Genomic DNA, 11941 nt, shown 5'->3' on the forward strand with positions numbered 1-11941 from the left:
GTTATACGTCGCCGAGGTCGGCGCCGAGGACCGACGCGTGCCGGGAACGGTGGACGCCGGCGGTGCGGCGCAGGGTGAACCGGTCGATCTCGGCGCCATCGTTGCGCAAGGTCCGCACGGTGAGCGTCGTCCGGCGGCCGGACCAGGCGGGCTCGACGTCGATCGCGAGGAACGAGTAACCGGTGTAGCGCACCCGCGACCAGGACACGGTCTCGGTCACCTTCTCGCCACCCTGAACCCAGTGGTACGACTGGAACTCCCCTGCGAACGTGTCGGGCACCGGGAAGCTGTAGAGACTCTTCCCGCCGCCACCGCAGGTCGCGTACACGGTGCCGTCGCGGTCCGGCTCGACCGTGTCGCCGATCTTGACTTCCCGGATCACCTTGCCGCCACGCAGGGCGTCGGTGCGCTCGTAGATGTGGTTGTGGCCGTTGATCACGAGGTCGACGCGGTACTCGTCGAACAACGGGACCCACTGCTCGCGGACGCCGCCCTCGGAGGCGTGCTGATTGGTCGTCGAGTAGGCGCAGTGGTGGAAGAACACCACGACGAAGTCGACGTCCGGCTGCGAGCGCAGGTACCGCAGGCGGCGTTTGAGCCACGCCGTCTGGGAGCCGTGCGAGTAGCCGAGGTTGGCCGGGATCTCGTAGGAGACGTCGTTGGCGTCGAGCGAGATCACCCCGACGTTGCCGTAGATGAACGAGTACACGCTCGGGCAGTCGTGCGGGCCGCTGCCGGGGAAGTCCCAGCGCTTGAGCTGGCCGCCGTAGCCGTCGGGCGAGTAGAGGGCCTCCATGTCGTGGTTGCCGGTGGTGACCATCCACGGCACCGACGCCGCGACGCCCTCGATCTGCCGGTAGTAGGCGTCCCAGACCTTGGGATCGAAGAGGTCGTGGTCGGCGTCGGGCTTGTTACCGGGCGGCTTGCCCGCTCCGCTCGGGTCGGCGTACGCGATGTCGCCCGCCAGCAGGTGGAAACGCGGATTCTGTCGCGCGACCGCGCCGTCCTGCGCGAGCGCCGTGGTCGAAACGCCCTGGTCACCGAACGCGGTGAAGGTGAACTTGCCCGCCGGGATCCCTCGGGCGGGCGCGGTGGTGAAGGTCGAGATCGCGGCGGGCCCGCCGTCCCCCGATGCCGGGTCGAAACCCTCGTGCCCGACGGCGTAACGGTAAGTATGGCCGGGCCAGAGGTGGTCGGCCTCGGCGTGCAGGTAGTACTGGTCGTACGGCGCGATGACCCCGGCGACCTCGGAGTGCAGCGCACGGACTTCGGCCGGGATCCGGTGGCTCCAGCCGCCGTGCCCGTCGGCGATCCGCAGGAACGGCTTCCGCACCGGCGCCGGTACCTGCCACGCGACCCGCATCGACGTCCGCGGATTCCGGCCGAACGCGAGATGCCGTCCCGCCGGGACGACCTTCTCACCGTCGGCGTACGCGGTGCCCTGCACCAGAAACGGCCCAGCAGCGAGCAGCGCTCCGGTTCCCTTGAGCATCGTGCGGCGGCTCAGGTACTCGTGTTGTTCGGCCATCGACAGGCGTGACGCCAGCGCGTCGGGAACACCGACCCTCGGGATTTCCATACGCGAGATGGTCGCCGACGGATATGTTCGGCTCGCGACGGTGAGACGAACGGGAGCGGTCGAACCGTCCAGGGTGGACTCAAGGAATTCTCAAGCGAGCTTTACCTTCACGATCTCTCGCGAACGTCTTCTCGCCCAGGTCGCATTTAGTCGACTAACTGCGGCTACATGAGAGATCATCACCCTTCAGTGTTGTTTCGCTTTTGCATTGTGACTTAAAATTACGAACGCGTGTTCGATTGTTTTGCGGTATTATTGAGGGGTGTCCGAGACCTTCCTTCCCGAGTTGCCGCAGGAGTTGTGGCGTGCCGGCAAGCTGGAACTTGCGCATGGCGTGCAGCAGTCTCTGCGGGTGATTCGGATGGCCACCGCCGGGCTGGGGAGATTCCTGGCGGAGATCGAGTCTCGGGGCGTCAAAGACTTGTACGGCTACGGCCGTACCGATAAGTGGTTCGCGGATGTGGCGGGGTTGTCGCGCGGTGAAGCAGGTCCGGTGGTGAAGCGGGCGCTCGCGTTGAACCCCACCCGCGCGTTGGATGGCACCGAAGTCCCGCCTGCCGCACCCGCCACCGCCGCGGTCGCCGCCGAAGGCCTGGTCGGGGACGAACGGATCGATCAGATCCTGGAGATCTTGAAGAAACTCCCCGACGAAGACCGGTCCAGTGCGGAGAAGATCCTCGCGAATCTCGCCCGCGACGCCGGTCCTCGCCAGCTCGCGGAAGCCGAAGCGAACCTCCTCGCCTTGCTCGATCCCGACGGCAACGAGCCGAAAGACCCGGAACCCAAAGAGCCGCACCGGGAAATCACCCTGGAACGCCGAAAAGACGGATTCTGGAAGCTGACCGGCCTCCTCGATGACGAGACCGGGGCCCGCACCGCCGCCGCACTGGAGGCCTACGCCCAGCCTCGACCGGTCGATGAATTCGGGCAGGCGGATCTGCGGATGAAATGCGAGCGCATGGGCGACGCGTGGGTCGACATCCTCGACCTTGCCATCGCGTGCCCAGATCAGCCTGGCACCAGCGGCTACCGCACTCTCGTGAACGTCACCATCAGCCTCGACGAACTCAAGACGGGTCTCGGGACCGCCTGCCTGGACTTCGTCGGCACGATGACCGCCCGGGAAGCGCGGCTCGCCGCCTGCGATTGCCTGATGCTGCCGGTCGTGCTGCGCGCCGCCGGAGAACCCCTCGACGTCGGACGACTCCGCCGGTTCGTCACCCCCGGCCAACGCCGCGCGTTGAACATCCGCGACGGTGGCTGTGCCTTCCCCGGCTGCCATCGCAAACCCAAGAATTGCCACGCTCACCACATCGTGCACTGGTCAGACGGCGGGCCGACGGATCTCCGGAATCTCGTGCTGCTCTGCGGATTCCACCACCGACTCATCCACCACGGCGACTGGCAAGTCCGCATGGCCACCGACGGGTTACCGGAATTCATCCCACCCCAATACCGAGACCCACTCCGACAACCCAGACGCAACACCCTCCACCACCGCTGACCACCGACGAGCCCGCCAGCCACACCGGCGACGGGCCCCTCGCCATGCCCACACCTTGGCCGGTCCGTGAAGGCCTCCTTACCTACCCTGAGAGTAGGGAAGGAGGCCTTCACTACCTGCCGATGCCACCCCTTCAACGCGACGACCTCGGCGTCATGGACGAGGTCACGTCCAGCGGACAACCCCGGGATCTGAAGTACATGAAGGCCCCCTTCCTGTACCTAGGCGCAAGGAAGAGGGCCTTCACGCGCCCCCGCTGTGACTGGCGGTGCCACTGAGTCTCGTGGCTATGAGGGGAACTTCGAGGAACCCAGGTCCCTCAAGGAGTCCTTCACGGAACAGCGACCACGGGACTTCGGCCACAGCACTCGCCTAATCGCCGCCCCCATCAGACACGAATCAGGACTTGTCCGCCGCATCGGCGACAAAGATGTCCTTCTCCAGAAAGACCCGCCACTGAGCGGGCGATTCGCTTTGCAGCGCCCGATAAGCGGCCGCCTGCACCTGGCTCCCTGACCTCGCCCTGTTCCAGATCTCGCGAACCAAAGGACCCTCCTGGAGGTACCTGGCGTATCCGGCCTCGATACCGACGACGGCGGCGGCGCGGACCTTGATGCCATCCACCTTGTCCTTGGCCGCGGCCTCGAAGATGCCGGTGTCGATGAAAGTCCGCCACTGCTCCGGCGTCCGGCTGTGGTAAGCCCGGTACCACACCTCGGAGTCCCGAGGCGCCAGGTCGCGGGTCCAGATCTGCTGCACGAAGTACTCGTCCGTCAGCTGCGCGGCCAAGGCCGGGTCCATGCCGACGACGGCGGCCGCCTTCACCCGCGCGTCGCGAAGCTTCTTTTCCGCGGCTTCCTTTTCGGCTGCTTCCTTCGCCGCGTCCGCATCACGCTGGTGCTCGATGAAGATGCCGCGGACGATGAACTCCTTCTGTTCCGCCGGCGTTCCGCTGAAAACCCTGCCCGCGGAGGACTTCACGAACGAACCCTTGGCGGCCCGCTCCCACAACGCGAACACGAAGTTCTTGTCGTCGTTGGCCAGCAGGAGCGAAGTCAGCTCGAAACCGAGCAGCGTGGCGGCGGGCTGTCGCTCAGCGCGCCGGGCCTGGTAGACCGCTTCACGGTCCAGGTCTCGCTGATGCGCCTCGTAGATCCCGGTCTTGAGGAACAACGAGGTCCACCCGCCGGTGTAGGCGTCGAGTGCCGCGAACTGAACCTCCTGCGCGGTCTCGCCTCGCAGCTTCGCGGCCTGGTAGATCTCGTAGACGAAGTCGCTTTCACTGACGCGCAACAGTTCCGGCGTGACCGTGAGCCCGACGATAGCCGCGGCGTTGGTGCGTACCTCGTCCGACGTCTGCGTCACGACTGAAGCCCCCGCGGGAGCGGCGGTGGCCACCGAGGGTACGGCGACTCCGGTCACCACGGCGAAAACCGCGACGGATGAGGCCATCAAAACACGAATTCTGGAAGTACCCCTGAGTGTCATAGGTGAGGTTGTCAGTTTCGTTCTGCTCGCCTGCGTGGTCGAGCACGGGGAATCCCATCCAGCGCGACAACCCGGTGATCCCCCAGCCACAGGGCATATAGCCCCATGATCGTCGAACGTTACCGATCGCCTCGGAAATGCGCCGAATGCGAAACTAACGCTCACCCCGGATCGTGCGCCGCAGCTTCGGCACCCGCTCGTACAACGTCCGCTCCGCCCCTCGCTGCGTCGGCTCGTAGTAGTCCCGCCCCACCAGCTCGTCTGGCGGGTACTGCTGCGCCAGAACACCTTCCGGCACGTTGTGCGGATACCGGTAGCCCTTCGCGTTGCCGAGCTTCTCCGCTCCCGCGTAGTGCCCGTCCCGCAGATGCGGTGGCACCGTCCCGATCCGCCCGGACCGGACGTCGCTGAGCGCGGCGTCGATACCGGTGATGACGGCGTTCGACTTCGGCGCCGTCGCCAGGTGCACGGTCGCCTGCGCCAGCGCGAGACGGCCTTCCGGCATCCCGATGAACTGCACCGCGTGCGCCGCCGCGATGGCCGATTGCAGCGCCGTCGGATCGGCCATACCGATGTCCTCGCTCGCGTGCACCACCAGACGGCGGGCCAGGAACCGCGGGTCCTCTCCCGCCTCGATCATCCGCGCCAGATAGTGCAGCGCGGCGTCCACATCGGACCCCCGGATCGATTTGATGAACGCGCTGATGACGTCGTAGTGCTGATCGCCGTCGCGGTCGTAGCGCACCGCCGCTTTGTCCACTGTGGACTCCACGATGGCGAGGTCGATCGTCTTGGCCTCCGTCGCGCTCGCCGCGTCCGCGGCAGCTTCCAGCGCGGTGAGCGCGCGCCGCGCGTCGCCGGAGGCCAGCCGCACCAGATGTTCCCGAGCGTCCTCGGTCAGGGTGAGTTCGCCGTTGAGACCGCGTTCGTCGGTCAGGGCGCGCTCGATCAGCGCGACGATGTCGGCGTCGGTCAGCGGCCGCAACTGGAGTACCAGCGACCGCGAAAGCAGCGGCGAGACCACGGAGAACGACGGGTTCTCCGTGGTGGCGGCCACCAGCAGCACCGTCCGGTCCTCGACGGCGCCGAGCAGGGCGTCCTGCTGTGTCTTGGAGAACCGGTGGACCTCGTCGATGAACAGCACCGTGTTCTCGGCGTTGTAGTTCCGGCGGCGACGGGCCTCTTCGATGACCCCGCGCACCTCCTTCACCCCGGCCGACAACGCCGACATCGCCACGAACCGGCGGCCGGTCGCGGCCGAGACGAGGTTCGCCAGCGTGGTCTTGCCCGTCCCCGGCGGACCGTAGAGCAGCACGGAAGCGGGAGCCGCGCCTTCGACGAGCCGCCGCAGCGGCGCGCCCTCACGCAGCAGGTGCTGCTGACCGACGACCTCGTCGAGCGAACGCGGCCGCATCCGCACCGCCAGCGGCGAGCCCGCCGGGACGGCGACATCCCTCGGCTCGGCCGGCTCCGGCGGCGGCCCGAGATCGGGGTTCACGGTGAAGAGTTCGTCCTGTGCCACGGTGTCGACGGTAGCCGCACCCACCGACGGTTCCGGTCACAGGTCAGCGCAGCCGCTCCCGGAACGAACGCCACATGATCACGGCCGCGTACGGCACGAACTCGCGACCGCGCCGCCACACCCACGGGATGCCCTTCAGCACCAGCCAGCCGACGTGCCCGGCGGTGCTCGGCTCCACCCCTCCCGAGCAGGTCAGGCTCACCGGCCGCGGCACCGCGAACCCTGCCTCGGCGAGCCGTTCGGTGAATCCGGTCGCCAGCATCCGGTGCCCGAGTTCCGACGGGTGCAGCCGGTCGACGCTCCACGCGGTGAGGTCGTAGGCACCGGGCAGCAGTTCGAGGTCGAGACACGGCACGCCCTCACGTTCGACGACCCCGTCGATGGCGGCGTTCAGCTCGGCCACCCGCTGGCTCAACGCCCGCCGCAGCGACTGCGGGAGGCGGAACACCTTGCCGTGGTCGTGATAGCGCACCGGGACCACGGTCGTGCCCACAGCGGCCAGCGCACGGATCACCTCGGTGAGGTCCGCGGCGATCTTCTCGGCGCTGAAATCGGGACGCAGCGTGTCGTTCATGCCCGCCACCACCAGCGCGACGTCCGGCCGGTGCGCCACGGCCACGGGAAGCTGCTTCGTCAGCACACAGCCCATGCGCGCGCCGGTGAAGGACGGGTTCAGGTAGCCGTCCGGCTCGACACCCAGCGCCTCGGCGACGAGCGGGCCGACCCCGCGCCAGCCGCCTCGGTCCGGCAGCGGGTCACCAAGGCCCACGGCCGTGGAATCGCCGAGCACGACCAGTCTGCGCGCGGACCTCGGGACGGCGGGCGCGGGAGGAAGGAGAGGTTCGGGACTCGGAGTGACTTCGACACCGATCACGGTCACGGTAGCCACCATCGGCCACGCAGACTCACCCGTGGTGATGCCTGGGTAACGCGGCGAGGACGGTCGAGCGAAAAGTCCGTGCGGTGGCTACCGGAACGCCGGATAGAACGCGAGATCCGCGTGCGGCCCGAGCCTCGCGCCGAGCGCCGCGGCGACCCTGGTGGCGTGCTCGGAGATGTGGGTCAGCCGGGCGCGCAGCGAGTGCTTGGCCAGTTCCCGCCACCAGGTGACCAGCGCGGCCTCCCGGCTGATCGGCGTGGCGTGCCGGTCCAGATCCAGCTCCGGGAGGATCTCCCAGGTGATGACCCACAACAGCAGCAACTGACCGTCCAGCAGGTGCTCGGCCAGCGCGTCCTCGTCCGCGAGCGCGGGCCAGACCGAGACGACCTCGGCCCGCCAGGCCGCGATCATCGCCTCGCTCATCCCCGGCGGCAGCGCCAGCGCGTCTTCACTCGACGCGAACGGGAGCCGCAGGTACGCCGCGTCCATCAGGGTGCTGCGCACCCGGCCGCGTTCGAAGTCGAGGAACCGCACTCCCCCGCTGGTCACGAGGTTGTTGTCCGGGCTGAGATCCACGGGGCTGAACGCGCGGTACGACGGCGAGCCCGCTCGCTCGGCGACCTCCATGACCCGCTGCTGGACCGGCTCCGGCGTCTCGACGTCGAGCAGTTCCTCCAGCAGGCCGGGCAGTTGCGCGCAAACCGCGGGCAGCGGCGCGTCCTCGTTCTTGACCGGGCCGCCCAGGCGACGCAGCAGCGCGTTGAAGTCGGGCTCGCGGCTCGCCGTGCTCGCGTGCAGCCTGCCCAGCGACCGGGCCCAGGACAGCAGCGCCCGTTCGGCGCCGCGCGCGTCACGCGCGTGGAGCTTGTCGTGCAGCGTTGGGACACCGCCGAGGTCCTCGATCACCAGGACGCGGTCCCGGCCGTCGTGGGCCAGCAGCTCCGGGCACATGCGGTCCTCCGGCGCGAGCGCGGTGAACAGCTGGTAGCTGACCGCCTCCTGCGCGAACGGGTCGGGCCGTCCCGGTTCGGGTTGGTCGGGGTAGTGCTTGATGACCAGGGTGCGCGGCAACGCGAACGGCGACGACGCCACCCGCGCCCGCACGACCGTGGCCGGACCGCTGCCGGCGAGGTCTTCGGGGGCGACGAGGGTGATCGCGCTGCCGAATCGGCGCGAGAGGACCGACTCGCCGGCGGCGAGCGCGGCCGCGACGGCGAGGGTTTCGGCTCCAGCTCCGACGGTCGAATCGTCGGCAGAGGAGGTATCGACTGTCATTGCCACCGACCCTACTCGTGACTGAGCAACCATGACCACTGAGATCCGGGCAATCGCGCGCACTGGCGCGATCTGGGACTCATCCGCGTGAAAGCGGACGTTCCGTCACCCTCGATCGTTGCCCACGACGGCGCAATGTCAGCACAATGGCCGCAGCTGCAACGATTCCGATGAGATTGACCAGCAGCTGACCGGCCGAATAAAGGCACCGTTCCCACTGACCGGCAACCGCCGCGACCACCGCGTAACCCGCAGCGGGCACCGTCGTCACCGAGATGAACACCCCGACGAGCGCGGCGGATTTGGCCGAAGTCATGGAAAGCATCCCGGCCGCGCCGGCGAGCAACGCGACGATCAGCGACGCGACTCCGACCTTGTAGACGAAATCCACCTCGTGGTTCTCGGCGAGCTTGCTCACTTCGAGCACGCCCGCGGCATCGCCGAGCAGAACCACACCGAGCGTGACGACCATCGCGATCGGGAAACCGCCGAGCAGCGCGATTCCGCCCTGCTTCACGAGATCTCCCCGGCGCAGCACCAGACCGACCGCGATCGCCGCCAGCGGGCCGAATTCGGGCCCCACGACCATGGCGCCGACGATGGTGACCGCCGAGTTGGTGACGACGCCGACCGCCGCCAGCAGGCAGGCGATCGTCAGGAACGCCTGAAATGTCCAAGTGAGGCGGGACTCCTCGCCGGTGCGGCCGACGAGTTCCTGCCACACCACCGCGTCCGCGGCCTCACCCGGTGCGGCTTCCTCGGCCTTGTCGGCGGCGTCGGACACCGCGGTGTCCAGCGCCTCCAGCGTGATCCCGCCGGTGTGGTCGAGGTCGAGCCCGCACAGCGACTCGACGATGTCATCGGTCGCCTCGCGCGCGACGTCCGCCTCGATCAGGTCCCCCTCCGGCGCGACCGCCACCCCGCGATGCACCACGAGGTGCGCCGTCCCGGCGTGTGCCCGCAGGATCCGGATCGCTTCTTCGGTCCGGTCCGGCGGGCACACGGCCCTGAGATGGAGCATCAGTTCTTCACGGGCGGCGCGGGCTTGGCGTCGATGCCCGCCTCCTTGCGCTGCTCGGCGGTGATCGGCGCGGGAGCCGCGGTCAGCGGGTCGAACCCGCCGCCGGTCTTCGGGAACGCGATGACGTCACGCAGCGACTCGGCCCTGGCCAGCAGCATGACGATCCGGTCCCAGCCGAACGCGATCCCGCCGTGCGGCGGCGGGCCGAAGGCGAAGGCGTCGAGCAGGAAGCCGAACTTCTCCTGCGCCTCTTCCTCGGACAGGCCCATCAGCTCGAAGACCTGCTTCTGCAGATCCTGCTGGTGGATACGGATCGAGCCGCCGCCGATCTCGTTGCCGTTGCAGACGATGTCGTAGGCGTACGCCAGCGCGTTGCCGGGGTCGTCGGCGAGTTTGCCGATCCACTCCGGGGTCGGCGAGGTGAAAGCGTGGTGCAGGGCCTTCCACTTGCCGCCGCCGACCGCGACGTCGTCGGACTCCTCGGCCGAGATGAACATCGGGAAGTCGACGACCCAGACGAACGACCAGGCGTTCTCGTCGATCAGGCCGAGACGGCTGCCGATCTCCAGCCGGGTGGCGCCCAGCAGCGCACGCGCGTCGGCGGGCTTGCCAGCGGCGAAGAAGACGCAGTCACCGGGCTTGGCGCCGACGGCTTCGGCGACCGTCTCGCGCTCCTTCTCCGACAGGTTCTTCGCGACCGGCCCGCCGAGCGTGCCGTCCTCGTTGACCAGGATGTACGCGAGGCCGCGGTGGCCGCGCTGCTTGGCGAAGTCCTGCCACGCGTCGAGGGTGCGGCGGGGCTGGTCGGCCCCGCCCGCCATCACGACGGCGCCGACGTACGGCGCCTGGAACACGCGGAACGGCGTGTCGGCGAAGAACGCCGTCATGTCGGTGAGTTCGAGGTCGAAGCGCAGGTCCGGTTTGTCCGAACCGTACTTCTCCATCGCCTCGGCGTAGGTGATGCGCCGGAACGGCCGGGGGATGTCGGCGCCGATCAGCTTCCACAGCGCGGTCACGATGTCCTCGCCGAGCGCGATGACGTCGTCCTGCTCGACGAAGCTCATCTCGATGTCGAGCTGGGTGAACTCCGGCTGCCGGTCGGCGCGGAAGTCCTCGTCCCGGTAGCAGCGCGCGATCTGGTAGTACCGCTCGAGACCGCCGACCATGAGCAGCTGCTTGAACAGCTGCGGCGACTGCGGGAGCGCGTACCAGGAACCGGGCTTGAGCCGGGCGGGGACCACGAAGTCGCGGGCGCCCTCGGGGGTGGAGCGGGTCATGGTCGGGGTTTCGACCTCGACGAACTCCTGCGCGTGCAGCACCTCACGGGCCGCGCGGTTCACCTCGCTGCGCAGGCGCATCGCGGCCGCGGGGCCGCTGCGGCGCAGGTCGAGGTAGCGGTGCTTGAGCCGCACCTCCTCGCCGACGTCGACCCGGTCGTCGATCGGGAACGGCAGCACGGCGGCCTCGGACAGGACCTCGAGCTCGGTGGCCAGTACCTCGATCTCACCGGTGGGGATCTCGGTGTTGGCGTTGCCCTCCGGCCGCTTCGAGACTTCGCCGACGATGCGGACGCAATACTCGGAGCGCAGCTGGTGAGCGCGCTCGGCCATCTCGCCCTCACGGAAGACGACCTGGCTCACGCCGCTGGCGTCGCGCAGATCGATGAAGATGACGCCGCCGTGATCGCGCCGCCGAGCCACCCATCCGGTGAGGGTGACCGTCTGACCGGCGTGCTCGGCACGCAAGGTGCCGGCTTTGTGGGTGCGAAGCACTGCGGGTGCTCTCCTTCGGCATCACGATTCTGCGATTCGACGGCGCTGCGGTTCGACTGCTCTGCGCCGACGTCAAAGGCTAACGAATCGCCCCGGATGCCTCGCGACCAGGTGTTCTCAGATCGTCGGCCAGGCCTCCAGCGCCGCGACCATCCGCCGGGTGTGCGCCAGGTAGTCCGGCACGGACAGGACCCGGCCGTCGATGTTCTCCAGCAGCCAGCCCGAGGCCGCCTCCCGCGACGCGAAGAACTGCGAGCAGACCAGCGCCTCGACGTAGTCCTGACCGAGGGCGAGGTCGATACCGGACAACCGCGACGCCGCGACCACCGCCTGGGGCGGGTCGACACTCAAGACCCTTTCCCGGGTGAAGTGGACCCGTACGTGTGCCCCGGTCGCCGGGCAGACGGCGTCCGCGTGCACGGGTTCACCGGTGGCGACGGCCAGGAGGAACAGGTCGACGCGGTACCGGTCGGAGCTCGCGCGGTCCGCCGGGCGCGAGCCGCGGTCCATCACGACCAGGCCGTCGCGGATGGCGAAACCCATCAGGTCCATCAGCCGGTGGGCCTCGGCGGGATCCATGCCGACGGTGGCGGCGAGTCTTCCGATGGCGATGGGGTGTCTGCCCGCCCTGGTCAGCTTGGTCGCGGCCCAGGCGATGCGGACAGCGGCGGTGCGATCCGTACGGGTGGTCAACAGGCACCTCCTCGCCTTCGTCCCGTTGAGGTTAAGCACGAAAAGGTTTTCCGCCAAGTCACTGCGCCGAACGGCCGAATGCGTTGTGCGGTAAGAAAATTCACAATGCACATCGAGCGACCGGACGGACCTTCTCGCCGATTGCGCGGACAGGACACACTTTTGGCCACCTGAGGCGAAAGTGGCACAGGTCGCCGGGCGCCGGGC

General features: G+C 68.5%; 9 protein-coding genes. 1 reads left to right on the plus strand and 8 read right to left on the minus strand.

What is annotated here, in order from left to right; translation table 11 throughout:
* Position 1: 1 nt before the first annotated feature.
* On the minus strand, positions 2 to 1579 hold the full coding sequence (locus ACFVM3_RS08945; RefSeq protein WP_378436996.1) for a fibronectin type III domain-containing protein: 1578 nt from the start codon (positions 1577 to 1579) through the stop codon (positions 2 to 4).
* 262 nt (positions 1580 to 1841) lie between these two features.
* Between ACFVM3_RS08945 and ACFVM3_RS08950 the strand changes: the two genes are divergently transcribed.
* Positions 1842 to 3083 carry a DUF222 domain-containing protein gene (locus ACFVM3_RS08950; RefSeq protein ID WP_378436998.1) on the plus strand — a complete coding sequence of 414 codons (1242 nt, stop codon included), beginning with the start codon at positions 1842 to 1844 and terminating at the stop codon, positions 3081 to 3083.
* A 399-nt stretch (positions 3084 to 3482) separates the two neighbouring features.
* Here the strand turns inward: ACFVM3_RS08950 and ACFVM3_RS08955 are convergent, their stop codons facing one another.
* From ACFVM3_RS08955 to merB, 7 genes are all read right to left on the minus strand, one after another.
* On the minus strand, positions 3483 to 4535 hold the full coding sequence (locus ACFVM3_RS08955; RefSeq protein WP_378436999.1) for a hypothetical protein: 1053 nt from the start codon (positions 4533 to 4535) through the stop codon (positions 3483 to 3485).
* 190 nt (positions 4536 to 4725) lie between these two features.
* Complete coding sequence (locus ACFVM3_RS08960) at positions 4726 to 6093, minus strand: replication-associated recombination protein A (protein WP_378437000.1); 1368 nt, start codon at positions 6091 to 6093, stop codon at positions 4726 to 4728.
* 43 nt (positions 6094 to 6136) lie between these two features.
* Positions 6137 to 6985 (minus strand): SGNH/GDSL hydrolase family protein, encoded by an 849-nt coding sequence (locus ACFVM3_RS08965; RefSeq protein ID WP_378437001.1) that lies wholly within the window; start codon positions 6983 to 6985, stop codon positions 6137 to 6139.
* A gap of 75 nt (positions 6986 to 7060) precedes the next feature.
* Positions 7061 to 8248 (minus strand): phosphotransferase, encoded by a 1188-nt coding sequence (locus ACFVM3_RS08970; protein WP_378437003.1) that lies wholly within the window; start codon positions 8246 to 8248, stop codon positions 7061 to 7063.
* 79 nt (positions 8249 to 8327) lie between these two features.
* Entirely contained in the window at positions 8328 to 9269 is a 942-nt protein-coding gene (locus ACFVM3_RS08975) for a DUF389 domain-containing protein (protein ID WP_378437005.1), read from the minus strand.
* Positions 9269 to 11041, minus strand: coding sequence for an aspartate--tRNA ligase (gene aspS / locus ACFVM3_RS08980; protein ID WP_378437007.1), 1773 nt, complete (start codon positions 11039 to 11041; stop codon positions 9269 to 9271). Before aspS ends, ACFVM3_RS08975 begins: the two co-directional genes overlap by 1 nt.
* Positions 11042 to 11158: 117 nt before the next feature.
* On the minus strand, positions 11159 to 11734 hold the full coding sequence (gene merB / locus ACFVM3_RS08985) for an organomercurial lyase (RefSeq protein WP_378437009.1): 576 nt from the start codon (positions 11732 to 11734) through the stop codon (positions 11159 to 11161).
* Positions 11735 to 11941: the final 207 nt, after the last annotated feature.

Origin of the sequence: Amycolatopsis sp. NPDC057786 (assembly GCF_042797905.1) — a bacterium.
In the GTDB taxonomy this organism is placed as follows: Bacteria; Actinomycetota; Actinomycetes; order Mycobacteriales; family Pseudonocardiaceae; genus Amycolatopsis.